The organism is Arthrobacter sp. YAF17 (genome assembly GCF_052113365.1).
Taxonomy (GTDB): domain Bacteria; phylum Actinomycetota; class Actinomycetes; order Actinomycetales; family Micrococcaceae; genus Arthrobacter.
On sequence record NZ_JBFRDB010000031.1, the window covers coordinates 1 to 25247 of the forward strand.

The 25247-nt window shown below is 68.3% G+C and carries 22 protein-coding genes; 9 read left to right on the plus strand and 13 right to left on the minus strand.

Annotated elements, in window-relative coordinates:
* The 3 genes from AB4Y67_RS17790 to AB4Y67_RS17800 form a co-directional block, all read right to left on the minus strand.
* Positions 1 to 507, minus strand: a 507-nt coding sequence (locus AB4Y67_RS17790; protein WP_441407082.1) for an FAD-dependent oxidoreductase, incomplete at its 3' end; no start/stop codon positions are given.
* A complete protein-coding gene (locus AB4Y67_RS17795; protein WP_441407083.1) occupies positions 504 to 2753 on the minus strand; it encodes a molybdopterin oxidoreductase family protein in 2250 nt (749 codons plus the stop codon). The genes AB4Y67_RS17795 and AB4Y67_RS17790, both read right to left, overlap by 4 nt.
* 1 nt (position 2754) lies before the next feature.
* Entirely contained in the window at positions 2755 to 4179 is a 1425-nt protein-coding gene (locus AB4Y67_RS17800; protein ID WP_441407084.1) for an MFS transporter, read from the minus strand.
* 288 nt (positions 4180 to 4467) lie between these two features.
* Here AB4Y67_RS17800 and AB4Y67_RS17805 point away from each other — a divergent pair, with 288 nt between their 5' ends.
* Entirely contained in the window at positions 4468 to 5880 is a 1413-nt protein-coding gene (locus tag AB4Y67_RS17805) for an MFS transporter (RefSeq protein WP_441407085.1), read from the plus strand.
* 143 nt (positions 5881 to 6023) lie between these two features.
* Here AB4Y67_RS17805 and AB4Y67_RS17810 read toward each other — a convergent pair whose 3' ends face one another.
* The 3 genes from AB4Y67_RS17810 to AB4Y67_RS17820 form a co-directional block, all read right to left on the minus strand.
* Complete coding sequence (locus AB4Y67_RS17810; protein WP_441407086.1) at positions 6024 to 6755, minus strand: glutamine amidotransferase; 732 nt, start codon at positions 6753 to 6755, stop codon at positions 6024 to 6026.
* A 67-nt stretch (positions 6756 to 6822) separates the two neighbouring features.
* Positions 6823 to 8643 (minus strand): acetyl/propionyl/methylcrotonyl-CoA carboxylase subunit alpha, encoded by a 1821-nt coding sequence (locus AB4Y67_RS17815; RefSeq protein WP_441407102.1) that lies wholly within the window; start codon positions 8641 to 8643, stop codon positions 6823 to 6825.
* A 157-nt stretch (positions 8644 to 8800) separates the two neighbouring features.
* Positions 8801 to 9478 (minus strand): Maf family protein, encoded by a 678-nt coding sequence (locus tag AB4Y67_RS17820; protein WP_441407087.1) that lies wholly within the window; start codon positions 9476 to 9478, stop codon positions 8801 to 8803.
* Between the two features lie 181 nt (positions 9479 to 9659).
* Here AB4Y67_RS17820 and AB4Y67_RS17825 point away from each other — a divergent pair, with 181 nt between their 5' ends.
* Entirely contained in the window at positions 9660 to 9887 is a 228-nt protein-coding gene (locus AB4Y67_RS17825) for a PLDc N-terminal domain-containing protein (protein WP_441407088.1), read from the plus strand.
* Positions 9888 to 9972: 85 nt separating this feature from the next.
* Here the strand turns inward: AB4Y67_RS17825 and AB4Y67_RS17830 are convergent, their stop codons facing one another.
* From AB4Y67_RS17830 to AB4Y67_RS17840, 3 genes are all read right to left on the minus strand, one after another.
* Positions 9973 to 12516 (minus strand): MMPL family transporter, encoded by a 2544-nt coding sequence (locus AB4Y67_RS17830; protein WP_441407089.1) that lies wholly within the window; start codon positions 12514 to 12516, stop codon positions 9973 to 9975.
* Between the two features lies 1 nt (position 12517).
* Positions 12518 to 13237 carry a TetR/AcrR family transcriptional regulator gene (locus tag AB4Y67_RS17835; protein WP_441407103.1) on the minus strand — a complete coding sequence of 240 codons (720 nt, stop codon included), beginning with the start codon at positions 13235 to 13237 and terminating at the stop codon, positions 12518 to 12520.
* A gap of 75 nt (positions 13238 to 13312) precedes the next feature.
* Positions 13313 to 13705 carry a YbjQ family protein gene (locus AB4Y67_RS17840; protein WP_441407090.1) on the minus strand — a complete coding sequence of 131 codons (393 nt, stop codon included), beginning with the start codon at positions 13703 to 13705 and terminating at the stop codon, positions 13313 to 13315.
* 224 nt (positions 13706 to 13929) lie between these two features.
* On the opposite strand from AB4Y67_RS17840, the gene AB4Y67_RS17845 reads away from it, so the two are divergent.
* On the plus strand, positions 13930 to 14496 hold the full coding sequence (locus AB4Y67_RS17845) for a hypothetical protein (RefSeq protein WP_441407091.1): 567 nt from the start codon (positions 13930 to 13932) through the stop codon (positions 14494 to 14496).
* 95 nt (positions 14497 to 14591) lie between these two features.
* Here AB4Y67_RS17845 and AB4Y67_RS17850 read toward each other — a convergent pair whose 3' ends face one another.
* A complete protein-coding gene (locus AB4Y67_RS17850) occupies positions 14592 to 16052 on the minus strand; it encodes a dicarboxylate/amino acid:cation symporter (RefSeq protein ID WP_441407092.1) in 1461 nt (486 codons plus the stop codon).
* A 252-nt stretch (positions 16053 to 16304) separates the two neighbouring features.
* On the opposite strand from AB4Y67_RS17850, the gene AB4Y67_RS17855 reads away from it, so the two are divergent.
* Complete coding sequence (locus AB4Y67_RS17855) at positions 16305 to 16667, plus strand: VOC family protein (RefSeq protein WP_441407093.1); 363 nt, start codon at positions 16305 to 16307, stop codon at positions 16665 to 16667.
* A gap of 24 nt (positions 16668 to 16691) precedes the next feature.
* On the opposite strand, the gene AB4Y67_RS17860 is transcribed toward AB4Y67_RS17855, so the two are convergent.
* From AB4Y67_RS17860 to AB4Y67_RS17870, 3 genes are read right to left on the minus strand one after another with little or no spacing between them, the layout of a single operon-like run.
* Complete coding sequence (locus tag AB4Y67_RS17860) at positions 16692 to 18386, minus strand: DUF885 domain-containing protein (protein ID WP_441407094.1); 1695 nt, start codon at positions 18384 to 18386, stop codon at positions 16692 to 16694.
* Positions 18387 to 18440: 54 nt separating this feature from the next.
* Positions 18441 to 18680, minus strand: a complete 240-nt coding sequence (locus tag AB4Y67_RS17865; RefSeq protein ID WP_441407095.1) for an acyl-CoA carboxylase subunit epsilon — start codon at positions 18678 to 18680, stop codon at positions 18441 to 18443.
* Positions 18677 to 20260 (minus strand): acyl-CoA carboxylase subunit beta, encoded by a 1584-nt coding sequence (locus AB4Y67_RS17870; RefSeq protein ID WP_441407096.1) that lies wholly within the window; start codon positions 20258 to 20260, stop codon positions 18677 to 18679. The genes AB4Y67_RS17865 and AB4Y67_RS17870 overlap by 4 nt, the downstream gene beginning before the upstream one ends.
* Before the next feature lie 431 nt (positions 20261 to 20691).
* Between AB4Y67_RS17870 and AB4Y67_RS17875 the strand changes: the two genes are divergently transcribed.
* The 5 genes from AB4Y67_RS17875 to AB4Y67_RS17895 form a co-directional block, all read left to right on the plus strand.
* The gene (locus AB4Y67_RS17875; RefSeq protein ID WP_441407097.1) at positions 20692 to 21597 is read left to right on the plus strand and encodes an SDR family oxidoreductase; all 906 of its coding nucleotides are present in this window, start codon (positions 20692 to 20694) and stop codon (positions 21595 to 21597) included.
* Positions 21598 to 21784: 187 nt separating this feature from the next.
* On the plus strand, positions 21785 to 22705 hold the full coding sequence (locus AB4Y67_RS17880; RefSeq protein ID WP_441407098.1) for a biotin--[acetyl-CoA-carboxylase] ligase: 921 nt from the start codon (positions 21785 to 21787) through the stop codon (positions 22703 to 22705).
* Entirely contained in the window at positions 22698 to 23321 is a 624-nt protein-coding gene (locus tag AB4Y67_RS17885) for a PH domain-containing protein (RefSeq protein WP_441407099.1), read from the plus strand. Before AB4Y67_RS17880 ends, AB4Y67_RS17885 begins: the two co-directional genes overlap by 8 nt.
* Positions 23311 to 24711 carry an adenylate/guanylate cyclase domain-containing protein gene (locus tag AB4Y67_RS17890; protein ID WP_441407100.1) on the plus strand — a complete coding sequence of 467 codons (1401 nt, stop codon included), beginning with the start codon at positions 23311 to 23313 and terminating at the stop codon, positions 24709 to 24711. Before AB4Y67_RS17885 ends, AB4Y67_RS17890 begins: the two co-directional genes overlap by 11 nt.
* Positions 24712 to 24867: 156 nt before the next feature.
* A partial coding sequence (locus AB4Y67_RS17895; RefSeq protein ID WP_441407101.1) for a hypothetical protein occupies positions 24868 to 25247 on the plus strand: 380 nt, incomplete at its 3' end.

Consider the following 25247-nt stretch of genomic DNA (forward strand, 5'->3'; position numbering starts at 1 on the left):
GGCCGTCTCCAGGCCCAGCACGCCGCCGCCGAGGACCACCACGCGCTTGCCGCCGGCCACCGCCGCCTGCAGCACCGAGGCGTCGCGCAGGTCCCGGAGCGCGGTCACGCCGGCAGGCAGCACAGGGGCCGCCGGGTCCGGGTTGAGCCCGGTGAGGTTGGGGATCACCGGGCGGGAGCCCGTGGCGAAGACCAGCCGGTCGTAGCCGGGGGAGGTGCCGTCGGTGAGGACCAGTTGCTGCCTGGCGCGGTCCACCCGGCGGACCCGGACGCCCAGCCGGACGTCGACGCCGTCGGCAATCAGTGCCACGGCGTCGGACAGTGCCAGGGCCGACGCCGTGGTCCGCCCGACGCCGAGGTCCGCCACCAGCACACGGTTGTACGCGGCCTCCGCCTCCTCGCCGACCACCGTCAAGTGCGCGAGTCCGCTGCGGACCGCCGGCAGCAGCTCGTCGACCAGCCGCGCGGCCACCGGCCCGAAGCCCACAACAACAATGCGCTCAGTCATGACGCACCTTCCTTCTGCAGTTCATTGGCCGGCAGTTCACTGGCGCGGAGCTTGCCGGCGCCGGGCCGGACCCAGACGTGGCTGTTCTTGAACTCCGGCATCCCGGAGATCGGATCCGTCGCCGCCTCGGTGAGCCGGTTGGCGCTCTCCAGCTCCGGGAAGTGGAACGGCAGGAACACCGTTTCGGGCCGGATCTCTGTGCTCAGCTCGGCGCGGCAGGTCACCTCGCCGCGCCCGTTGGAAATCGAGACGATATCGCCCTCGGCGATGCCCTGCGCGGCGGCGGCCGCCGGATGGATCTGCAGCCTGGCTTCCGGCTGGGCCTCGGCCAGTGCGGCGACCCGCCGCGTCTGCGCGCCGGACTGGTAGTGCTCCATCAGCCGCCCGGTAATCAGGGTCATGGGCTTACCGGCCCGGTCCGCGGCGTCCGCGGCGGAGGCCGCAGCAGAAGCACGACGGCGGGGCGTCACCTTGGTGAACACGGCCCGCCCGTCCGCGTGGGCGAAGGCGTCAAGGAACAGCCGCGGCGTCCCGGTGCTGCCGGCAGGGAAGGGCCAGTAGGAGGCTTCGCCGCGGTCCAGCATGGCGTAGTCGATTCCGGAGTAGTCGGCCAGGCCGCCTTCGGAGGCGAGCCGGAGTTCCTCGAACACGGTCTCCGGGTCCTCGCTGAACATCGAGGGGGCGTCCAGGGCCTCGGCCAGCCGGGTCATGATCCACAATTCGGTGCGAACCCCGGGCGGGGGAGCAATGGCCCGGCGGCGCCGGAGCACGCGGCCCTCGAGGTTGGTTAGGGTGCCTTCCTCCTCGGCCCACTGGGTGACCGGCAGGATCAGGTCCGCCTCGGCGGCCGTCTCGGAGAGGAAGAAGTCGCAGACCACCAGGAAGTCCAGGCTCCGCAGGCCGGTGATCACGGCGTTGGCGTCCGGCGCGGAGACCGCCACATTGGCGCCGTGCACGAACAGGCAGCGGACGCCGTCGGGCTGTCCCAGGGACTTCAGGAGCTGGACGGCGGGGAGGCCGGGGCCGGGGATCAGCGTCTCCGGCACGCCCCACACAGCTGCCATGTGGGCGCGGGCGGCGGGGTCGGTGATTTTGCGGTAGCCGGGGAGCTGGTCCGCCTTCTGACCGTGTTCGCGGCCGCCCTGGCCGTTGCCCTGGCCGGTGAGTGTGCCGTAGCCGCTGCGGGCGGACCCCGGGAGGCCCAGCAGCAGCGCGAGGTTGATGGCGGCGGTGGCGGTGTCCGTGCCGTCGACGTGTTGCTCCACGCCGCGGCCGGTGAGGATGTAGCTGCCGCCTCGGCGGGCTCCGTCGGCCAGCCGGCGGGCGGTTTCGCGGATCAGTCCGGCCGGGACACCGGTCAGGGACTGTACGCGTTCGGGCCAGTAGGAGGCGACGCTGCGGACGACGGCGTCGTACCCGGCGGTGCGGGCCGCGATGTAGCCGGCGTCGGCGAGGCCCTCGTGGATCACCACGTGGGAGATGCCGAGTAGCAGGGCGAGGTCCGTGCCGGGCAGCGGCTGCAGGTGCAGCCCGCCGCCGTCGGACGTAAATGCCGCGGTGGCCGAGCGGCGGGGGTCCACCACAATCAGCCCGCCGGCGTCGCGGGCGCCCTGCAGGTGCTGGACGAACGGCGGCATCGTCTCGGCGACGTTTGAGCCGAGCATCAGGATGGTGCTGGCGGAATCGAGGTCCTCCAGCGGGAACGGCAGGCCGCGGTCCAGCCCGAACGCGCGCATCCCGGCCGCGGCGGCCGAGGACATGCAGAACCGGCCGTTGTAGTCGATCCGCGACGTGCCCAGGGCCAGCCGGGCGAACTTGCCCAGCTGGTAGGCCTTCTCGTTGGTGAGCCCGCCGCCGCCGAAAACTCCGACGGCGTCCGCCCCGTACCGGGCGCGGGTGGCCTTCACCGCCGTGGTGACGAGCGCCAGGGCTTCGTCCCAGCCGATGGGGCGGTGCACGCCGTCGGCCCCTTTGAGCAGCGGCTCGGTGACCCGGCCGGGGTGGTTCAGCAGTGACGCAGAGGTCCAGCCCTTGCGGCACAGCCCGCCGCGGTTGGTGGGGAAGTCGCGTCCGGACACGGCGAGGGGCGCGTCGGGAAGGGCAGAGCCCTGAAGTGCGACGGCGGCCTGCCCCGGCACGGGGTCTGACCCCGGCCGGAAAGCCGGGGTCAGAGCCGCTGGAGTGGTGAGCGTCATGGCGCACTGCAGAGCGCAGTAGGGGCAGTGCGTAGCGGCGCCGTTGGTCATGTTAGACGTGTCCCATCGCGTTTCGGTTGGCGTTGCGGATGTAGCAGAACCAGCAGACGGCCAGCATCAGGACGTAGGCCCCGACGAATCCGTAGAACGCCGGCGTGTACGAGCCGCTGGCGGTGTTGGAGGCGTTGAGGACCTGCGGGATGACGAACCCGCCGTAGGCTCCGATCGCCGAGATCAGGCCCAGGGCCGAGGACGCGAGCCGCTGGGTGGTCACCGTGCTGGCGCCGGACTTGGCGGCCCGGCTGGAGGTGGCGAAGATGATGGGGATCATCCGGTAGGTGGCGCCGTTTCCGAAGCCGCTGGCGGTGAAGAGCAGCAGGAACAGGCCCAGGAACAGCCAGAAGTTCTTCAGCGGCAGGGTCCAGATCATGGTCAGGGTGATGACGGCCATCGCGGCGAACGCGGCGACGGTCATCCGGGCGCCGCCCATGCGGTCCGCCATGCGTCCGCCGTAGGGGCGGGCCAGCGAGCCGACCAGCGGGCCCAGGAATGCCAGGGACAGGGCCACGGTGCCGACTCCGATGGAGGAGAACGCCGGGAAGTAGTCCTTGATGAGCTTGGGGAACACACCGGCGAAGCCGATGAACGAGCCGAACGTGCCGATGTACAACAGCGCCATGATCCACAGGTGCGGTTCCTTGAGCGCGGCGAGCGAACCCGCGACGTCGCCCTTGGCGCTGGTGAGGTTGTCCATGTACTTCCAGGCGCCGAAGGCGGCGAGCAGGATCAGCGGGACCCACATCAAGCCGGCCATCGGCAGGTTCACGGTGCCGGCGGCCAGCAGTGTGATGGCAATCGGGACGGCGAGCTGTGCGACGGCGGCACCGAGGTTTCCGCCGGCGGCGTTCAGGCCCAGCGCCCAGCCCTTTTCGCGGGCCGGGTAGAAGAAGGTGATGTTGGCCATGGAGCTGGCGAAGTTGCCGCCGCCGAAGCCGGCCAGGGCCGCCACGAACAGCATGGTGCCGAACGGGGTCTCCGGGTTGGAGACGCACATGGCCAGCCCGATCGAGGGGATGAGCAGCAGCATGGCCGAGACGATGGTCCAGTTGCGGCCGCCGAAGCGGGGGACCATAAACGTGTACGGGATGCGGAGGGTCGCGCCCACCAGGCTCGGCATGGAGATCAGCCAGAAGATTTCCGACGTCGTGAAGGTGAAGCCGGCCGCGGGCAGCTGGACCACCACGATCGACCACAGCTGCCAGACCACGAAGCCCAGGAACTCGGCGAAGATGGACCAGTTCAGGTTGCGGCGGGCGATGGTGCGGCCCTGAGTCTCCCACTGTTCCTTGTTCTCGGCATCCCAGTTGGCGATCCAGCGGCCGGGGCGGAATTCAAGGGCGGGACCGCCGAGGGTGGTGCCGGCATGTGTGGCGGGGGAAATGCCGGTTGGGGCATCTGCGGTGCGTTCAGCAGTCACGGGGACCTCCTTGGGGGATGTTGTCCTTCCAAGGTAGGGAAGCCGCGTTTCCGGGACCGTCGCCGTTTGTTAACGTGCTGTGACGTTTGCCTATCGGCGCGTTTGTGACGACGTGAGGGGCGGATAGGGGGCATAGTGTGATGACCACCACGTGAGACAATTCCCAATGTCCAAATAGTGGACCATTTGTCCATTGACTGGACTCCCGGAACTATTATGTAAGCATACGTATCCCTATCCGGGCGGCTTAAGGCAGCACCAGTCCGGTCTTCATGAAAGCGCTACTACATGTCATCCACTTCTACATCCACGGAGCATGGGTCCGCCAAACCGGTGAACTCGCGCGGCCGCGTTATCGTTGCCAGCCTGGTCGGCACCACCGTTGAGTTCTATGACTTCTACGTGTACGCCACCGCCGCTGTGCTCGTTTTCCCCCGTCTGTTCTTCCCCGGACAGAACGAAACCACCCAGCTGCTGAGCTCTTTCGCAGTGTTTGGCGTCGCGTTCATCGCCCGCCCGCTCGGGTCAATCGTCTTCGGTCACTTCGGTGACAAGTTCGGCCGCAAGGGCACCCTGGTGGCGTCGCTGCTGACCATGGGTATCGCCACCTTCCTCATCGGCTGCCTCCCGACGGCGCTCGTCCCGGGCTGGGAGTTCTGGGCGCCGGCGCTGCTGGTCGTGATGCGCTTTGCCCAGGGTCTGGCCCTCGGCGGCGAATGGAGCGGCGCGGCCCTGCTGGCCACGGAGAACGCTCCGGCCAACAAGCGCGCCATCTACGGCACGTTCCCGCAGTTGGGTGCGCCGATCGGCTTCATCATCGCCAACGTGATCTTCCTGGTGTTCAGCTACGCACTGTCGCCGGAGGCCTTCATGGCATGGGGCTGGCGTGTGCCGTTCCTGCTGAGTGCCGTCATGGTCATCATTGGCCTCTACGTCCGGCTCAAGCTGATCGAGACCCCGGCCTTCACCAAGGTCATCGAATCCAATGAGGTCGCCAAGCTGCCGCTGGCCCGGGTCTTCAAGACCAGCTGGCGCCAGCTGATCCTGGGCACGTTCATCATGCTCGCCACATACGTGTTGTTCTACCTGATGACCACCTTCACGCTGACCTACGGCACCCGGGCCTCCAGCCTGGACGCCGCCAAGGCCGCAGCGGAGAAGGCCGGCAAGCCGATGACCGAGGCCGCAGCCGCGGCGTTCGTTCCCGGCCTGGGCTACAGCCGCAACGACTTCCTCTGGATGCTCATTGCCGGCGTCGTGTTCTTCGGTATCTTCACCCTGGTCTCAGGCCCGCTGGCCGAGAAGTACGGCCGCCGCAAGATGCTGATCGCCGTGACCTTCGGCATCATCGCCTTCGGACTGCTCTTCGTCCCGCTGTTCAGCGCCGGGTTCGTCGGCACGATGGCCCTGCTGATCCTCGGCTTCTCCCTGATGGGGCTGACGTTCGGACCCATGGGTGCGCTGCTGCCGGAGCTGTTCCCGACGAACGTGCGGTACACCGGCTCCGCCATCAGCTACAACTTCTCCAGCATCCTCGGTGCGGCGGTGGCCCCGTTCATCGCTGTCTGGCTCTGGGAGATGGGCAAGGGCAGCCCCATGCTGGTGGGCGTCTACCTCGCCTCCATGGCGGTCCTGACGCTGATCGCGCTGTTCGTCAGCAAGGAAACCCGCGATCTGGAGTACACCAACAACGTGGCCTGACGCCCGTCCCCGGTCTGGGCTGACGGTCCTGCCCAGTTACTGACAGAAATGCCCGGCGTGTTCGCTGAACACGCCGGGCATTTCCGTGTCGGCAGGAGGTTCCGGGAAAGTAACTGGGCAGGAGCGTCGGCGGCAGGCCGGGATCAGCGCGCGTAGAGCTCCACGAAGTTCCGCAGGATCTTCATCGGTTCCGTGGCGGTAAACCGACGGGCGTCCTCCATCAGCATTTCGGCAGATTCGGGCGGGAAGTAGCCGGCGTGGCGATAGATGTCGATCCTGGTGATCAGCCCCTCGGCATCCAGCTCGGGGTGGAACTGGGTGGCGTACAGGTTGGTCTTGATCCGGAACATGTGCACGGGGCAGGCGGCGGAGCTGGCCAGAAGCACCGCGTGGGAGGGGAGCGTGGTGCAGGCTTCCTTGTGGCCGGTGAAAGCAGTAAAGCTCTCCGGCATCCCGCGCAGGAGCGGATCCGCCAGCCCCTCGGCCGTCAGCTTGATGGTCACGCCGCCGAGCCCCTCACCGTAGGTCCGGTCGATCACGGCGCCCTGGTGCCGGCCCAATGTCCCGACCCCGTAGCAGGCACCGAGGAAAGGGAAATCCTCGGCGACGATTCGGTCGAGCAAGGCCGCGAGCTCGTGCTCCACCCGGTGCTGGACATCGCTCTTCTGCCCGGCGGGGTCGCTGGAGGTGAACGGGCTCCCGCCCACAATCACGCCGGAATAGTCGGAGGGCTCAAGCGCCGGCAGCGGCCCGGCTTCCATCCGAATGCGCCTCAGCTGTGAGGGTTCGAGCCCGCCGTAGCGCAGGTAGGCCTCGTATTCGTCCTCGGCGGCGGCGTCCTCGGCCCGGGAGGCGAGGAGCAGGAATTGTTTCACACACCAAGTCTGCACGGGCTGGACACGGCGGCGCCAGAGGCGCGCCAGTGCCCCGCCGGTCGGGCAGCTACTCGGCGGCCGGGTCCTCGATGACCGCGATGATGGCACCGGCGGAGACAGTCTCGCCGGCGGCGGCAGTCAGTCCGATCACGATGCCGGCGCGGTGTGCGGTGAGCGGCTGCTCCATCTTCATGGCCTCCAGCACGACGACGAGATCGCCTTCCGCGACCAGGTCACCCTCGCCGACGGCCACCTTCACGATGGTGCCCTGCATGGGGGAGGTCAGGGCGTTGCCGCTGGCCGCCGCCGCGGCGCCGCCGCTGCGTGCGCGCTTTTTGGCCTTGGGCGGCTTGGCGCCGCCCGTGCCGCCGCCGTTGCCCAGCGACGCCGGGAGGACGACCTCGAGGCGCTTGCCGCCGACCTCGACGACAACGCGCTGGCGTTCGCCGGCGTCGGGCGTTTCAGCGTCGGTGCCGGTCGGCGTCCAGGCGGGGATGTCGTTGACGAAGGCCGTCTCGATCCAGCGGGTGTGGACCTTGAACGGGCCCTCGGCGGGAGCGAAGTCTGGGTTGGTGACGACGGCGAGGTCGAACGGAATGACGGTGGGGATGCCCTCGACCACCATTTCCTCGAGGGCCCGCCGGGAGCGCTGCAGTGCCTGCGCGCGGGTGGCGCCGGTGACGATCAGCTTGGAGAGCATAGAGTCGAAGTTGCCGCTGATGACGTCGCCCTGCTCCACACCGGAGTCGATCCGCACACCGGGGCCGGTGGGGTTCTTGAGGAGCCTGATGGTGCCGGGCGCGGGCATGAAGTTCCGGCCCGGGTCCTCACCGGTGATGCGGAATTCGATCGAGTGGCCGCGGACCTCGGGGTCGCCGTAGCCGAGTTCTTCGCCGCGGGCCAGCCGGAACTGTTCGCGGACCAGGTCGATTCCGGTGACTTCCTCGGACACGCAGTGCTCCACCTGGAGGCGGGTGTTGACCTCCAGGAAGGAGATGGTGCCGTCCTGGCCCACGAGGAACTCGCAGGTTCCGGCGCCGAGGTAGCCGGCTTCCTTGAGGATGGCCTTGGAGGATTCGTAGAGACGGCGGTTCTGCTCTTCGGTGAGGAACGGGGCCGGGGCCTCCTCGACGAGCTTCTGGTTGCGGCGCTGCAGCGAGCAGTCGCGGGTGGAGACCACTACGACGTTGCCGTGGGCGTCGGCGAGGCACTGGGTCTCGACGTGGCGCGGGGCGTCCAGGAAGCGTTCGATGAAGCACTCGCCGCGGCCGAAGGCGGCGACGGCCTCGCGCACGGCGGATTCGAACAGTTCCGGGATTTCCTCGCGGGTGCGGGCCACCTTGATGCCGCGGCCGCCGCCGCCGAAGGCCGCCTTGATGGCGACCGGCAGGCCGAACTTGTCCACGAACTCGAGGATTTCCTCGGCGGACTCCACCGGGTCGGCCGTGCCGGGAACCTGCGGGGCGCCGACCTTTTCGGCAATGTGGCGGGCCTGGACCTTGTCGCCCAGGGCGGAGATCGCGGCGGGGGAGGGCCCGATCCAGGTGATGCCGGCGTCGATCACCTTGGCGGCGAATTCGGCGTTTTCGGCCAGGAAGCCGTAGCCGGGGTGGATGGCATCGGCGCCGGAGCGCTGGGCCACCTCGATCAGCTTGTCCATCACGAGGTAGGACTCGGCGGCGGTGTTGCCGCCCAGGGCGTAGGCCTCGTCGGCGAGCTTGACGTGCAGGGCGTCGCGGTCCGGATCCGCGTAGACCGCCACGGAGGCGATGCCTTCATCGCGTGCGGCGCGGATGATGCGCACGGCGATTTCACCGCGGTTGGCGATCAGCACCTTGCTCAGCGGATGGGTGACTGCGGCGGTGCCTTCATTGGCTGATCGCTGCACGGGATTTGCGGACTGCTCCGAATTTGCTGACAAGGCGTCTCCTTCTTTCCTTCAGGGAGCCTAGCGCGGTTTTGTGGGTTCCGCCGATATTACTTGCGGATTCCGCGCGTAAAGCGCCCAACCTTTGTAGGGTTGCTACAAAGGCCTGCGAATTAGCTCACTCAGCCCGGAGCAGCGCGGGATCGGCGGCCCCGGTGGTCCAGAATTCGGTGATGTCCACCTGCGCCTGGCCCAGCAGCCCGCGGAGGGTGGAAATCGACAGCCCGACGACGGCGTGCGGGTCGCCGTCGACCTTGCGGATGAAGGCCCCGCCGTAGCCGTCGATCGTGAACGAACCGGCGCATTGCAGCGGCTCGCCGGTGGCGATATAGGCGTCGATTTCTTCGGGTGCCATCTCCATGAAATGGACCTCGGCGGAGGTGACGTGGCCGAGGGTGGCGCCGGAACCGGCGGCCCCGGACTCCCCGGATTCCTCCGTGTCGCGGCAGTCGACGAGCCAGTGGCCGGTGTGCAGCACCCCTTTGCTGCCGCTCATCCGGAGCATCCGCTCCCGGGCGACGTCGGCCGTGTACGGCTTGCCGTGCGCCTCGCCGTCGAACTCAAAAACGGAATCGCAGCCGATCACCAGGGCGCCGTCGGCCTCGGGCAGGGAGGCGACGGCCTCGGCCTTGGCCCGGGCCAGGAGCAGCGCAGTGTCGTGCGGGTCGGTGACGCCGTAGCGGGCCTGGACGGCGTCCTCGTCCACGTCGGAGACGAGGACCTCGTGCCGGATGCCGGCGTCGGTGAGCAACTTGGTGCGGGCGGGGGACTGGGAGGCAAGAATGAGGCGGGTCACCGCTCCAGCCTAGTTCACGGCGGCACAGCAACGCGGGGTCACCTGGCGCCCATCCCGAGGGGAGTTATGGGCGCGTAGTGACCCCGCGTTGCTGTGCGGCGGTACCGGGGTCCTGCGGTGTGCGGGAGCGCTGGCGTAGGGTCTATTGCATCCGCACGCCGCACGATCTTCTGGGGGAAGAATGCTGCTGACATCAAACATGACCGCACCGTTGGTGCCGGACTGGAGCCTTCTGGGGCTCGTCCTGGTTGCAGGCGTGGTCCTGTTCGTCGTTGCGCTGATCAGCATCGCACGGAACAGGACCTACACGTCCGGGGGCCTTGTCGTGTGGGCCCTCATCGTTCTGGCGCTGCCGCTGCTTGGGTCGGTGCTGTGGTTCCTTATTGGGCGCAGGGCACAGTCCTCCTAGGCAGAGCAATGCGGGGTCACCTGCAGCCCATCCGGAGCGGATTAATGGGCGGTAGGTGACCCCGCGTTGCACTGGCTCGCGCCGGTCAGCGCGCGCCGACCTCTTCGGGCTCCGGCTCGGCGACGTCCGCCGTCGTTGTGCCCGGCTGGCGCAGCTTGGCGCCCTCCACGTCCACGTCGGGCAGGATGCGGTCCAGCCAGCGCGGCAGCCACCAGGCCTTTTCGCCGAGCAGGTACATCACGGCCGGGACGATCGTCATGCGGACCACGAAGGCGTCGATCAGCACGCCGAAGGCCATGGCGAAGCCGAGCGGGCGGACCATGTTCAGGTGCGAGAAGATGAAGCCCGAGAACACGCTGACCATGATGATCGCGGCGGCGGTGACCACGGCGGCGGCGTGGCTGAAGCCGGAACGGACCGCGTGCTTGGCCGATTCGCCGTGCATGTAGGACTCGCGCATACCGGACGCGATGAACACCTGGTAGTCCATGGCCAGGCCGAACAGCACGCCGATCAGGATAATCGGCAGGAAGCTCAGCACGGCGCCCGGATTCTCGACGCCGAAGATGCCCCCGAGCCAGCCCCACTGGTAGACCGCGACGACGGCGCCGAAGGCGGCGGCTAGGGAGAGCAGGAACCCGCCGGTGGCGAGCAGCGGCACCCAGATGGAGCGGAACACGAGCAGCAGCAGGATCAGCGACAGCCCCACCACGATGGCCAGGTACGGCGGCAGTGCGTCGCCGAGTTTGGTGGACACATCCACGTTGCCGGCGGTCTGTCCGGTGAGGCCGATGCTGACGCCGGTGGAGTCCTTGATCTGGCCCTTTTCGGCGCGGAGCTCGGAAACCACCCGGACGGTGCTGGCGCTGGCCGGGCCCTCGTTCGGGATGACCTGGAACACCGCGGTGCGGCGGTCCTCGCTCAGGGCCAGCGGCACGGCGGCGCTGACATTGTCCGTTCCGCGCAGGATGTCCGCGACGTCGAACTGCTTGGCCTGTGCCTCGGCTTCGCTGAGCCCTGCGGGGAAGTCGCCCACCACGATGATCGGGCCGGTCATGCCCTCGCCGAAGCTCCGCTTGGTGACGTCATAGGCCTTGAACGCCTGCGACGCGACCGGCTCGGAACTGGCGTCCGGCAGCGCGAGCCGCAGCTGGCTCGCGGGCAGCGCCACGATACCCAGCAGCACCACACCGGCCAGCAGCGCCAGCCACGGGTGGTTGGTGACAATGCCGCCCCAGCCGTGGCTGCTGCGGTATTCCTCCTTGGCGCGGTCCTCGGTTTCATGGCCGGGGGCGGCATTGTGCTTCTCCGCCTTGGCCCAGGCCCGCTTGGAGATCAGCTTCCGGCCCACGAGCGAGAGGATGGCCGGTGTCAGGGTCAGGGCGACGACGACGGCGACCGCCACCGTTCCGGCCGCCGAGAGGCCCATGACGGCCAGGAAGGGAAGGCCCGGGACGACGAGGGCCGCGAGGGCGATGATGACGGTCAGGCCGGCGAAGAGCACGGCGTTGCCTGAGGTGCCCGTGGCCAGCGCCACGGACTCCTCGGCATCCATCCCGGCGAGCAGCTGGCCGCGGTGCCGGTTGACGATGAACAGGGAGTAGTCGATACCGACCGCCAGGCCCAGCATCAGCGCCAGCATCGGGGAGATGGAGCTCATGTCCACGGCGCCGCTGAGGGCGAACGTGGCGCCGACGCCGACGGCGACGCCGACAAGTGCCATCAGCAGCGGAAGGCCGGCGGCGATCAGGGTGCCGAGCATGATGATGAGCACCAGGGCGGCCACGGCGATGCCGATGATCTCGGCGGTGCCGAAGAGCTCGGAGATGTCCTCGCTGATTTCCTTGCTGGGCAGGGCTGTCACGTCGGCGGCGGAAACCTCGCCGACGATGTCCTGGACCTGCTGGCGTACCTCGGGGTTGAGCCCGTTGATCGACGTCCTGAACTGGACCTGGGCAATCGCGGCCTTGCCGTCCTCGGAGACGAAGCGGAGGCCCTCAGAGGCCTTCAGCTGGCGCGTGCCCAGGGCCAGCTTGGCCTCGCCGGCTGCCAGTTCCGCTGTACCGGCGTCGAGCTTTGCCTGACCTTCGGCGAGGGCCGCCTTCTGCTGGCCGAGCCGGGCCTCGATCGCGGCCGGCGTCATGCCGGCGGCAGCCATCTGCTGCTCGGCGGCTTCCAGCTGGGCCTTTCCGGCGGCGAGCTCGGCAGCGGATGCGTCCAGCCGGGCCCTGCCGGCAGCGGACTGCTCCTTGCCGGCGGCGAGGTCCGCGGCGGCCTTGTCGAGCTGCGCCTGGGTGGCGAACGGGTCCACCGTGCCCTGGACGTCCGGAAGCGTTTTGAGTTCGGTCAGGGCGGCGGACACAGCGTCCTTGCCCGCCTGGCTGAACTGGGCGCCGTTGGCTTCAAAGACAACGCTGGCGGAACCACCCGAAGACGAGGGGAGCTCCTTTTTGAGCTTATCCGCCATCTGCTGGGTTTCGGTTCCCGGGATCTGGAAGTTGTTGGACAGCGTGCCGTGGAAGGCGGCCGCCGCGCCGCCAACCGCCACCATCACTGCGAGCCACAGCGAGACGACGAGCCAGCGGTGGCGGTAAGAGAACTTGCCGAGGCGGTAGAGCAGTAGGGCCATGTCAGTGCCGATCTGGGGAAGGGGTGGCGGTGGACGTGTCGGCCGGGGTGGTGGCCGGGGTGGAGGTGACTGCCTGGGCGGCGGTGTCGGGGCGGGCGAACCCTGAGCCCAGCAGGCTCATGGAATCGATCAGGAGCTGGCGCAGGCTGGACAGGGAGTCCGGGGTGAGGGATCCGCCGCACCGGGCGAACCAGACGTCCATGGCGGCCTTGCCGCAGGAGATGACGGAGCCGGCCAGAGCGCGGAGGTACAGTTCGTCAAGTTCGACGCCGGCGCCCCCGCTGGAACGCTCACGGGCCGCGGCAATGATCTGCGCGGTGCAGTGGTCCCAGGCTTCCAGCTCGGACCGGCTGAGCTGCGGATTGGCCTGGCCCAGGCTGTACAGCTCGGCCAGCGGGGCCACCGTCATCGGGTCTGCGAGTTCCACGAGCGCCGCCCGGGCCGATTCCATGAACGGTTCCCCGGCCGGCCGCAGCCTGAACTGCTGGAGGGCCTTGTCCAGGAAGCCGAAGGTGACGGCCGCAATGGCCGCCTCGGTGCTGCCAAAGTAGTTGAAGAACGTGCGGCGGGAGATGCCGGCGGCGTCGGCGATGTCCTCGACCGTGAAGTTGCCGGGGCCGTTGGACTTGAGCAGCGCCAGGGCGGCGTCGGTGATGGCCTGGCGGGTAGCCGCTTTGTTCAGCTCGCGGCGCGACGGCGCCGACGGCGGGTCGGCGGGCACGGAAGTTTCAGGGAGCGCGGCATCGCTGGGGGAGGGGGAAGCGGGCACGCAATTACACTACGTGCATGTTTGCACTCAGGGCAACTTTTCCCCGCCCGCGGATTTGGTGAGGAAGATGGACTGTCCCGTGGCGCCGGGTTCGCCTTCCGGGATGGGGATGGCGAAGACGGCGGTGCCGTAGGCGCACACCTCGGTCCAGGTCGCCGCCAGTTGGGAGTTGTCGAAGCGCATGGCCACGATGGCGTTGGCTCCGCGTTGCTCCGCCTCCTGGACCATCCGGGCCATGACCTCCTGCCGGCTCTCAGAGACCATGCGCGTCATCTCGGGCAGTTCCCCGCCGCCGATCGAGCGGAAGCTTGCCATCACCTGGCCGCCGATATCCCGGGCGCGGACGGTCAAACCCATCACCTCGCCGAAGACGGCGTCGATCCTGTGGCCGGGGATGTTATCGGAGGTTACGATCAGCATGCCCTGAGCGTACCCAGTCCCGGGCCGTCCTGGCCGGTCACCCTGCGAATAAACCCGGCAAAATCTCCCAAAATATCCGCCCCGGGCGCGCCGAAACCTTCACAGCAAGATGAAAGGTTCCGAACAGCTCCTGCTAGAGCGGTCCGCGCAGACTTGAACTACGTCTTGAACGAGACAACCACCGCTACCCGCCGTGGCCACACGGACGAACCAGGAGACAACACATGTCACGCACGAAGAGAATGACCCTCGCCATTTCGGCCGGGGCCTTGGCCCTTGGCGCCGGCCTTGGTGTCACCGGGATGGCCTCCGCCACGACTACTCCGACACCCACCCCGAGCTCCAGCACGTCGACGGAGGCAACGCCTGGCACCACCGACGGCCAGGGCATGCGCGGCGGCTACGGGCACGGCAGGGGCGGGGACCGCGGCGTCGCCCAGGCTGCCGAGCTGGCAGCCAAGCTCGGCGTGGATGAAGCCAAGGTCAAGGAGGCCCTGCAGGCCTTCCGCGAAGCCAACAAGCCGACCACTCCGCCGGCCGACGGAACCAAGCCGGACCGCGCAGCCATGGAGGCGGCCCTCGCCAAGTCCCTCGCGTCCTCGCTGGGCATTGACGAGTCCAAGGTCACCGCGGCCCTCGAGGAACTCCGGACCGCGGAACAGGCCGACCGCGCCGCGGCGCTGAAGACCAAGCTGGACAAGGCCGTCACCGACGGCACCCTGACCCAGGCCGAGGCGGACGCCGTCACCAAGGCCGTCGAGAAGGGCGTGATCGGCGGCGGCGGACACTAGGACCGTGCCCGGCCGCCGCCCCTGACGCGGCTTGACGCAAAAGAAGTCCCCGGGAGCTTCCCGGGGACTTCTTTCGTTATGGCTCGTTCCGGCCGTTACGCCTTGGCGTCGGCCAGCTCGCGGCCCGCCGGCGATGCTGCGGGAGCATCTGCAGCCGAGGAATCGACGGCGGCGGCGCCGGTGTCGACAGTTCCATCGGCGTCGTCGCTGAACGGGTCACCGTTGCGCGGTGCGTTGTAGAGCGTCTCGTCCAGGATGCCCTGGCGCTTGGCAACGATGGTCGGAATCAGGGCCTGCCCGGCCACGTTGACGGCCGTGCGGCCCATGTCCAGGATCGGGTCGATCGCCAGCAGGAGTCCGACGCCGGCCAGCGGCAGTCCCAGCGTGGAGAGCGTCAGGGTCAGCATCACGACGGCGCCGGTGGTGCCCGCGGTCGCGGCGGAGCCCAGCACGGAGACGAGGGCGATCAGCAGGTACTGGGTGAAGTCGAGCTGGATGCCGAAGAACTGGGCCACGAAGATTGCGGAGATGGCCGGGTAGATCGCGGCGCAGCCGTCCATCTTGGTGGTGGCGCCCAGCGGCACGGCGAAGGAGGCGTAGGCGCGGGGAACGCCCAGGGAGCGTTCGGTCACGCGCTGGGTCAGCGGCAGGGTGCCGATCGAGGAGCGGGACACGAAAGCGAGCTGCACGGCCGGCCAGACGCCGGAGAAGTACTGCTTAATGGACAGCCCGTGGGTGCGGACCAGGACCGGGTAGACCACGAACAGCACCAGGGCCAGGCCCACATAGATGGCAAAGGTGAACTTGCCGAGCGAACCGATGGTGTCCCAGCCGTAGATCGCTACGGCGTTGCCGATCAGGCCGACGGTGCCGAGCGGGGCGATCCGGATGATCCACCAGAGGACCTTCTGGATCACGGCGAGGGCGGAGGCGTTGAGGTTCAGGAACGGCTCGGCCGCCTTGCCCACCTTCAGCGCGGCGATGCCGACGGCGATCGCGATCACCAGGATCTGGAGGACATTGAAGCTCACGGAGGTGGTGGCGACGCCCTCGGTGACGGTGGTGCTGGCGCCGAGGCCCAGGAAGTTCTTCGGGAAGAGCCCGATCAGGAACGCCCACCAGCTGCCCACCTTGGACGGTGCTTCGCCTTGGCCGGTGATGCCGGTGTTGGCGCCGGGCTGCAGGAGCACGCCCAGGCCGATGCCGATCAGCACCGAGACCAGCGCGGTGATGCCGAACCAGAGCAGCGTGTTCCAGGCAAGCCGGGCGGCGTTGGAGACAGCGCGCAGGTTGGAGATGGAACTGACGACGGCGGTGAAGATGAGGGGCACGACGGCGGTCTGCAGCAGCGAGACGTAGCTCGAGCCGATGGTCTGCAGGGTGGCGCCGAGGGCGTTGGGGTCCGCCTTGGTGCTGCCCGTGTACTTGGCCAGGAGGCCAAGGCCCAGGCCCACGATCAGGGCGGCGATGATCTGGAAGCCGAACGAGCCGGCCCATTTGGGCAGCTGGAAACCGGGCTTTCCTGCGGTTGCGGGGGTGCTTGTCTGAGTGGTCACCGGATCACGCTAGGACCGGACCACCTATCACGACGAACGCATGTTGAGAAATATTACGCGGCAGGCTCTGGGCTCCGGCGGCCGGATCTGCGGAAAGACGCCGGAAATCCACCTGTTTGTGAAGTTATTCCAGCCCCCGGTGTGGCGATTGTCTCGCCACGCAGCTCGAGTTTGCAGTTCGCGGCAATGTTTCCGAAAAACATTGCCGCGATCTGCTATCTCGCGCACGGCGTCCGTCCTAGAGTGGTGGCCATGGCTATCGCACGCTTCCCCGCCGTCGTCCTCGACTGTCCCGACCCCAAGATCCTGGCCGAGTTCTACGGCGCCCTGCTCGACTGGAAAGTAGAGCCGGGCGACGACGCGAGCTGGTGGTCCGTCCGCGCCGAGTACGGCGACTCGATCAGTTTCCAGAAGGTCGAGTCCTTCAACCCGCCGCAATGGCCGGGCCAGGACGTGCCGCAGCAGATGCACCTCGACGTCGTGGTGGACGACCTCGACGACGCTGAGGCGGCGGTGCTCGAGCTCGGCGCGACCAAGCACGAGCACCAGCCGGGAACGACCTTCCGGGTCTTCCTCGACCCGGCCGGCCACCCCTTGTGCCTCTGCCTGAGCTGACGGCTCCTCAGCCGGGAACCGGACCTACCCCAGCAGCGCGCGCTTCAGGGTGTCGAGGCCTACCGAACCGATGTTGAGCGCCTTCGTGTGGAAGGCCTTGAGCTCGAACCCTGGCCGGGATTCGAGCTCGGCGCGGATCTGCTCCCAGAGCCGCTGGCCCACCTTGTACGACGGCGCCTGCCCCGGCCAGCCGAGGTAGCGGGTGAACTCGAACTTCAGCTGGCCCTCGCTGATGGCAAGGTTCTGCTTGAGGAACTCGTAGCCCGTGTCCGGAGTCCAGGTGCCCGACCCCCAACGCTCGGGCACCTCCAACTCCAGGTGTACGCCGATGTCGAACACCACCCGGGCCGCCCGCATGCGCTGCATGTCCAGCATGCCCATGTGGTCGCCCGGATCCTTCAGGTAGCCCAGTTCCTGCATGAGCTTCTCGGCGTACAGCGCCCAGCCTTCGCCGTGCCCGGAGGTCCAGCAGACGTTCCGGCGCCACTTGTTGAGCAGCTCGCGGCGGTAGGTGGCGGTCGCGACCTGAAGGTGGTGGCCCGGGACGCCCTCGTGGTAGACCGTGGTGGTCTCGGCCCAGGTGGTGAAGGTGTCTTCGCCCGGCGGCACGGACCACCACATGCGGCCCGGACGGCTGAAGTCATCCGAGGGCCCGGTGTAGTAGATGCCGCCCTCGTCGGTCGGGGCAATCTTGCACTCCAGGGTCTTCATGACCTCCGGGATGTCGAAGTGCACGCCCGCGAGGTCTGCCACGGCCTTGTCGGAGAGCTCCTGCATCCAGGCCTGGAGGGCGTCGGTGCCCTTGAGCTGCCGCGCGGGGTCGTTGTTCAGGACCTCCTTGGCTTCCGCGATCGTGGCGCCGGGGCGGATCTCCCCGGCCACCCGCTCCTGTTCGGCGATCAGGCGGTCGAGCTCCTGAACGCCCCAGGCGTACGTCTCCTCCAGGTCCACGGTGGCGCCGAGGAAGTCGCGGGAGGCCAGCGAGTAGCGCTCGCGGCCGACGGCGTCCTTCTCCGGGGCGACGGGCAGCAGCTCGGACTCCAGGAAGCCGGCCAGCCGGGAGTAGGCCACGCGCGCCGCGGCAGCGCCGGTGTCGAGCCTGGACTGCACGTCCCCGGGCAGCGGGCCTTCCGCGGTCTTGGCGTCGGCGGCCAGCTTCGCGAAGAAGCCGTCCTCCGCGGCGTGCTTGGTGGTCTGTTCGATCACGATCTTCACCTGCCGCAAGGCGGCGACTTTGCCGTCCTCCTTGGCGGCGCGCAGCGACTCGATGTAACCGTCCAGCGCGGCGGGGACGTTGTGCGCGCGCCCGGCGATGTGGTCCCACTGCTCCGCGGTGTCCGTCGGCATGAGGTCGAAGATCGCCCGGATCTCCTGCGCGGGGGAGGCGATGTTGTTCAGCTCGCCGAGGCCCCAGCCGGATTCGTGAAGTTCCAGCTGCAGGCCCAGGCGCTCCTGCATGGCATCCAGGGTGACGGCGTCGACGTCGTCCACGGGCTCCAGCCCGTCCAGCGCGGAGAGGGCCTCGCGCGCGGCGGCAGCGAACTCCTCGTGCCCTGCGGGGGAGAAGTCCTGGTATTCGGTCTCATGGCCGGGCAGCCCGAGCTCGGTGGCGAAGCTCGGGTTAAGCCGGATCAGCGTGTCCGTGAAGGCGTCGGCGACGGCATCGATGGCGGTCTGCGGGCGCACGGCGGATGTGTTGTCAGTGGGTTCGATAGTCACCCGAACGAGACTAGCCGGGCCGCCGCTGTTATGAAAGGGTTGCTGAACTTTTTGTTAGCCCCGGCTGCGCTTCCATGAGCCGGGACCCGGCTTCGGCGCCAGCTGCAGCTGCTGGCGGCGGATCCACTGCCGGGCGCTCGGCTTGGCCGGCGCGTCCGCTGCGCCGCTGCCCAGCGACAGGACGACGGCGGTCAGCGCCGCAAGCTCTTCCGGCGTCGGATCGCCCTTGGCGACGGTGAGCAGGGTCTCCGGCGCGGCCGCCCCGGCGGGGTCCACGGGCTCGATTCCGGTCACAGCGGGATGTTCCCGTGCTTCTTGGCGGGGAGGCTGGCACGCTTGTCCCGCAGGGCCCGCAGGCCCTTGATGATCTGCAGCCGGGTCTCGGACGGGGCGATGACGGCGTCCACGTAGCCAAGCTGGGCGGCCTGGTACGGGTTGAGCAGCTCTTCCTCGTACTGCCGGATGACCTCGGCGCGCTTGGCTTCGACGTCGCCGCCGGCCTCCGCCACCGCGGCAAGCTCGCGGCGGTACAGGATGTTGACCGCGCCCTGGGCTCCCATGACGCCGATCTGCGCGGTGGGCCAGGCCAGGTTGAGGTCCGCGCCGAGCTTCTTCGAGCCCATCACGATGTACGCTCCGCCGTAGGCCTTGCGGGTGATGACGGTCAACTTGGGCACGGTGGCCTCGGCGTAGGCGTAGAGGAGCTTCGCGCCGCGGCGGATGATGCCTTGGAATTCCTGGTCCTTGCCGGGCAGGAAGCCCGGAACGTCCACGAGGGTGATGATCGGGACGTTGAAGGCGTCGCAGTGCCGGACGAAGCGGGCGGCCTTTTCCGAGGCGGCGATGTCCAGGGTGCCGGCGAACTGCATCGGCTGGTTGGCCACGATGCCGACGGTGTGGCCCTCCACCCGGCCGTACCCGATGATGACGTTCGGGGCGTAGAGGGACTGCATCTCCAGGAAGTGCGCGTCGTCCACGATCTGCTCGATGACCTTGCGCATGTCGTAGGGCTGGTTGGCCGAGTCCGGGATGAGCGTGTCCAGGGCGAGGTCGTCGTCGTCGAGCTCCAGCTCCTGGGAGTGCTCCAGCACGGGGGCTTCGGCGAGGTTGTTGGAGGGCAGGAAGTCCAGGAGTTCGCGGACGAATTCGATGGCGTCGGTTTCGTCGGAGGCGAGATAGGTGGAGGTGCCCGTGTTGGCGTTGTGCTGGCGGGCGCCGCCGAGGGTTTCCATGTCCACGTCCTCGCCCGTGACGGTCTTGATCACGTCCGGGCCGGTGATGAACATGTGCGAGGTCTTGTCCACCATGACCACGTAGTCGGTCAGTGCGGGGGAGTAGGCCGCGCCGCCGGCGGAGGGGCCCATGATGAGCGAGATCTGCGGGACGACGCCGGACGCGTGTACGTTGTTGCGGAAGATGTCGGCGAACATGGCCAGCGAGGCGACGCCTTCCTGGATGCGGGCGCCGCCGCCGTCGAGGATGCCGACCACAGGGCAGCCGTTGCGAAGCGCGAACTCCTGGACCTTGACGATCTTCTCGCCGTTGACCTGGCTCAGCGAGCCGCCGTAAACGGAGAAGTCCTGGCTGTACACGGCCACGGGGCGGCCGTCCACGGTGCCGTAGCCGGAGACCAGGCCGTCGCCCAGCGGCTTCTTCTTCTCCATGCCGAACGCGGTGGAGCGGTGCACGGCGAGGGCGTCGAACTCGACGAAGGATCCGGCGTCGAGGAGCAGGTCGATGCGCTCGCGGGCGGTGTTCTTGCCGCGCGCGTGCTGCTTCTCGATCGCTTCCGGGCCGGAGGGCTGCTCGGCACGGGCCTGGCGGTCGCGGAAGTCGGCAATCTTTCCCGCGGTCGTGGTCAGATCGTGGCTCATCAAGTGTCTCCGGCTCTGTCGCTGATTGTTCTGCTGAATTCTCTGGTGCGGGTGGTGCTGTGCTGCGCCGGCCCTGTCCCGCGGGGCTCTTTAGTTGGTATCCACAAAAGCCGGGCCTTGTTGGCAAGTCTAGTGACGCTATTGACCCGCGCCGCTGTAGAAACCCTACAATTTTCCGGCGGAAGCTTCCCTGCCGCCGCGTCCGGCCGCCCGGCAATCCGCGGGAGGCGCCGGGCATCCAGCCTGGCCGACCGGCGCGTTCCCGCCCAGTTACTGCCAGCGGCACCGGACTCCAGCCGGACTCCGGCCCCGGGATTCCGCGGGCGCCCGTGGCAATTCCGCACCCGGCGGCCGGGTAACCGGGCAGGAGCGTCGGGATCCACGCGCCATGAAGTATGTTACTCGCCAGTAACATCGGCTAGAGTGTCCTCATGACTTTGAGCAATGATGCTTCGGGCACCGCCCCGCAATCCCAGCAGCCAGGGCCCTACCAGGCCGCCGGTTCCCTCCAGGGCCGCACCATCCTCATCTCCGGGGGAAGCCGCGGCATCGGCCTGGCGATCGCCACCCGGGCCGCCCGCGACGGCGCCAACATTGTCCTGATGGCCAAGACCGGCCAGCCGCACGCCAAGCTGGAAGGCACGGTCTACTCCGCCGCCGAGCAGATCGAGGCCGCCGGCGGGCAGGCCCTGCCGCTGGTCGGGGATGTGCGCAACGACGCCGACGTCGCCGGGGCGGTTGCCGCCGCCGTGGAACGCTTCGGCGGGATCGACATCGTCATCAACAACGCCTCCGCGATCGACCTGTCCAAGACCGACGACGTCGACATGAAGCGCTACGACCTGATGCACGACATCAACGTCCGCGGCACGTTCCTGCTCTCCAAGCTCGCCCTGCCCGCCCTGCGCGAATCCGACGCCGGCCAGATCCTGACGCTCTCCCCGCCGCTGAACCTGGACCCCAAGTGGGCCGGAATGCACCTGGCGTACACCATGGCGAAGTACGGCATGAGCCTGACCACCCTGGGCCTGGCCGAGGAACTCAAGGCCGACGGCATCAGCGTGAACTCGCTGTGGCCCTGCACCCTGATCAACACGGCCGCCATCCGGAACATGCCGGGCGGCGACAAGATCGTCCGTGGCGCCCGCGGCCCCGAAATCATGGCAGACGCGGCCCACGCGGTACTGACCAGCGCCAATGCGGTTCCGGAATCCGGAAGCCGGAGCGGCAATTTCTACACCGACGAGCAGGTCCTCGCCGCAGCAGGCGTCACGGACTTCACCCCGTACAGTCTGGGCGCCCCGGAAGACCGCCTGATCCCTGACATCTTCCTCTGAGTTTCCTGTTGATTCCGTGCCGGCAGCCTCGCCGGAAGGAGCCGTTGAAACTCCCCGCTATTGCGGCCCGCCCCCGGTCTGCCGTGGCGGTTCGGCCGGACACGCCGGCCGGGAGGCTCCAGACCCGGGGAGGATCCTGCGGCCGGGGCCGGAGCCGACGGCTGCGTAACTCGGTAGGATTCAAGGCATGGAAGCCGCGCAGGAAGCCCCGGACCGTCCGCCCCTCGATGTGAACGCCCTCAGCGATGAGGCGTTCCTTTCTGCCAACGGCATTCCCCGGCTCACCGTCGTGGCGTCCACTGGCTCCACCAATGCGGACCTCCTGCGCGGTGCCACCGAGGATCCGCCCGCGTATCCGGACCTCACCGTGCTCACCGCCGAATACCAGACCGCTGCCCGCGGCCGCCTCGACCGGCACTGGGACGCGCCCGCCGGCAGTTCCGTGTCCGTGTCGCTGGTGCTGCGGCCGGTCAATGCGGAGGGGCGCCCGCTGCCCACCCACAGCTACTCGTGGCTGTCGCTGCTCGCGGCCCTTGCCCTGCGCGAGGCACTGCTGGAGACCGCCGGGATCCCCGCGGAACTCAAATGGCCCAACGACGTCCTGGTGCGCGGACGGAAGATCGCCGGCATCCTGGCCCAGCTGGGCCCGATGCAGGGCGGCGCTGTGCCCCCGGTAGTGCTGGGGACCGGACTGAACGTCACCCTCACCGAAGCCGAACTCCCGGTGCCCACCGCCACGTCCGTCCTGCTGGAACACCCGACGTCGGTGGACCGGACCGAGCTGCTCAAGAGCTACCTGTCCCGGTTCGCGACGCTCTACCGCAGTTTCTGCAACGCCGACGGCGATCCCACCGCCGGGATGGCCGGCGGCCCCTCACTGCACAAGCGCGTGGAGCACCTGCTCACGACCCTCGGCAAGCAGGTCCGGGCCCAGCTTCCGGGCGACCACGAGATCATCGGCCACGCCACCCGCCTGGATGAATACGGATCGCTCCTGGTGGTGGACTCCGGGGGGCACGAGCATGTGGTGACGGCCGGCGATGTGGTGCACCTGCGCCCCTGGACGCCTCCCGGCCAGAATGCGGGGCACGAAAGCGGTTATGCGTAAAGAGCTCCTCCCGGGCGAACAGGTGATTGTGGTGACCCGGCCGCAGCCCCGGACCCTGACCGTTCCGGCGCTGCTGTTCATTCTGGCTCCGGCGCTCGCCGCCTACGCCAGCGCCTGGATCGTGAAGGGCGGGCCCGCCAAGCTGGCCCCGATCATTGCCCAGCAGGCCAAGGAGTGGACTCCCTGGCTGATCGGGGCATGCATTGCCCTGGCGGGCTGGGTGCTGCTGGGCTACTGCCTGCCGCGGGTGATGACCTGGCACGCCACGAAGTACACACTGACCAGCCAGCGGCTGATTGCCCGCCACGGCATGCTGCGGCGGCGCGATCAGCAGGTTTCCCTGGCCACCGTTCGTAATGTGGTGATCCATCAGTCGTTGCTCCAACGCGTATTGCGATCCGGGAATATATCCTTGGATACCGGGCACCCCAACAGCGCGGTGCTACCCGATGTTCCGGAAGTCGCAACGTTCCGTAACTTCATCCTCGACGCCATCAACGACCTCCCGCAGGGCGGGGTCCTGGGCGTCGAGGGAGTTCCGTACAACAACGCCAGCCCCTGGCAGACAGAGCCCTGGCCCTTGGATGTGAGAGAAGGTGGAAGAGATGAGCGCTGAAAACGTGCACCGGGAGACGGGACTCCTGGCCGATCAGCCGACGCACGTTTCGGATGCCTTCGTTGAGGCCGCCGGCCTCGAAGCGGCAGTCTTCGACTCCCTCGCCGAGACCTCGGACGACGGTGCCGCCCGGACCTCCGTTGTGCACGATCAGGCGGCGCCGGATCAGACTGCCCCCGATCAGGCTGTTCCCGATCAGGCTGTGGCAGAACCCGACGACGCCGATTCGGCCGACTCCGACTCCGACGCATCAGACGCAGACGCCGATGCATCAGACGCCGACACAGAAAACACCGACGACAGCCCCGAACCGCCAACGCCAACCGCCGCCCCGCCCACCGGCACCATGTCCGCCGAACGCATCGCCTTGAAAGCCCTCGAACAACGCCTGCTCGGCGGGGAACGCAAGCTCCGCCGTCGTGAGGTCGCATCCGGCGCCGGCCTGTCCCTGCTCTCTGCCCGGAAACTCTGGCGCGCCCTGGGCTTTCCCAACATCGACGACGAGGATGTCGCCTTCACCGAGCGCGACCAGGCCGCGTTGAACACCATCGTGGACCTAGTCCGCGCCGGCAAGCTCACCGAGGAAGCCGCCATCTCCGTCACCCGCGCCATCGGCCAGATGACGGACCGCATGGTGGTCTGGCAGGTCGAGGCCCTCGTGGAGGACATGGTCCAGAACCAGGGTGTCACCGACGCCGTGGCCCGCAAACGCCTGGTCGGTGAACTGCCGTCCCTTGTGGACGCGCTCGAGGAGATGCTGCTCTACTCCTGGCGCCGCCAGCTCAACGCCGGCGTCCAGCGCCTTGCCGTGCGCGCCGAAGCCGGGCTGGCGTCCAGCGAGGAAGGCCGCGAAGGCGACGAGGACGATGCCCCGCTGCCCCTGGCCCGGGCCGTCGGCTTCGCTGACCTGGTTTCCTACACGAGCCTGTCCCGCCGGATGAACGAAAAGACCCTCGCCCAGCTGGTCCAGCGCTTCGAAAACAAGTGCGCAGAGATCATCTCGGTGGGCGGCGGACGGCTGGTCAAGACGGTCGGCGACGAAGTCCTCTACATCGCCGAGACCCCCGCGGCCGGCGCCGAAATCTCCCTCGCCCTGTGCCAGGCCTTCACCGACGACGAAATCCTGCCGCAGGCACGCGTGGCCATGGTGTGGGGCCGGATCCTTTCCCGGCTCGGCGACATCTACGGCCCCACCGTCAACCTGGCGGCTCGGCTCACCGCGCTGGCAGATCCGGGAACGGTGCTGGTGGACTCCATGACCGCGGGCGCGCTGGAGCAGGACGAACGGTTTGTCCTGCTGCCGCGGCAGGCCGAGGACGTCCGCGGCTTCGGCGAGATCCACCCGGTGGAGCTCCAGCGGGGCAGCGGCCGCGGACTGGTCCTGGACTAAACGGCCCTGAGCTGGGCYGACGCTGATCCCGCCCGACTTGAAGCAGCCAAGGTTTCTCTAATCGATGGCTAATATGCAATAGTCGAAGCTATCTGGCACCACCACGGGCGATGCCCCGTGCGCGGCGGCCGTGACCTTCTGGGGGACACAGCACACATGAAGACCTTCCTCGCTGCCCTGCGGCCCAAAACCCGCCGGCAGGTTGCTGCGCGTCCGCTCACCGCCCGCCGCCGACGCTTCCTCGCCGGAACCGGCCTCGCCGTTGCCTCCGCCGTCCTCGTCACCGGCGCCATCATCTATCCGGGATTTAAGACCACTGAGGTGGAGTTGAATGACGGCGGCGTGTGGGTGGTCTCCAAATCGAAGAACGCCGTGGGCCGGCTTAACTATCCTTCGCGTGTTTTGGATGGTGCGGTGACGCCGGCGTCGACGACGTTTGATGTGTTGCAGGATGCCGGGACGGTGTTGGTCGATGATGCTGCGGGGTCGACGTTGAATCAGGTGTCGGCGGCGCAGATGCGGTTGGGCGGGGATAA

What these genes read in the sequence shown, in the direction of transcription:
- AB4Y67_RS17795 (WP_441407083.1), bottom strand. Translation starts at nt 2,753, where the DNA reads ATGACCAACGGCGCCGCTACGCACTGCCCCTACTGCGCTCTGCAGTGC.
- AB4Y67_RS17805 (WP_441407085.1), top strand. Translation starts at nt 4,468, where the DNA reads ATGTCATCCACTTCTACATCCACGGAGCATGGGTCCGCCAAACCGGTG.
- AB4Y67_RS17825 (WP_441407088.1), top strand. Translation starts at nt 9,660, where the DNA reads ATGCTGCTGACATCAAACATGACCGCACCGTTGGTGCCGGACTGGAGC.
- AB4Y67_RS17830 (WP_441407089.1), bottom strand. Translation starts at nt 12,516, where the DNA reads ATGGCCCTACTGCTCTACCGCCTCGGCAAGTTCTCTTACCGCCACCGC.
- AB4Y67_RS17840 (WP_441407090.1), bottom strand. Translation starts at nt 13,705, where the DNA reads ATGCTGATCGTAACCTCCGATAACATCCCCGGCCACAGGATCGACGCC.
- AB4Y67_RS17845 (WP_441407091.1), top strand. Translation starts at nt 13,930, where the DNA reads ATGTCACGCACGAAGAGAATGACCCTCGCCATTTCGGCCGGGGCCTTG.
- AB4Y67_RS17855 (WP_441407093.1), top strand. Translation starts at nt 16,305, where the DNA reads ATGGCTATCGCACGCTTCCCCGCCGTCGTCCTCGACTGTCCCGACCCC.
- AB4Y67_RS17870 (WP_441407096.1), bottom strand. Translation starts at nt 20,260, where the DNA reads ATGAGCCACGATCTGACCACGACCGCGGGAAAGATTGCCGACTTCCGC.
- AB4Y67_RS17875 (WP_441407097.1), top strand. Translation starts at nt 20,692, where the DNA reads ATGACTTTGAGCAATGATGCTTCGGGCACCGCCCCGCAATCCCAGCAG.
- AB4Y67_RS17880 (WP_441407098.1), top strand. Translation starts at nt 21,785, where the DNA reads ATGGAAGCCGCGCAGGAAGCCCCGGACCGTCCGCCCCTCGATGTGAAC.
- AB4Y67_RS17885 (WP_441407099.1), top strand. Translation starts at nt 22,698, where the DNA reads ATGCGTAAAGAGCTCCTCCCGGGCGAACAGGTGATTGTGGTGACCCGG.
- AB4Y67_RS17890 (WP_441407100.1), top strand. Translation starts at nt 23,311, where the DNA reads ATGAGCGCTGAAAACGTGCACCGGGAGACGGGACTCCTGGCCGATCAG.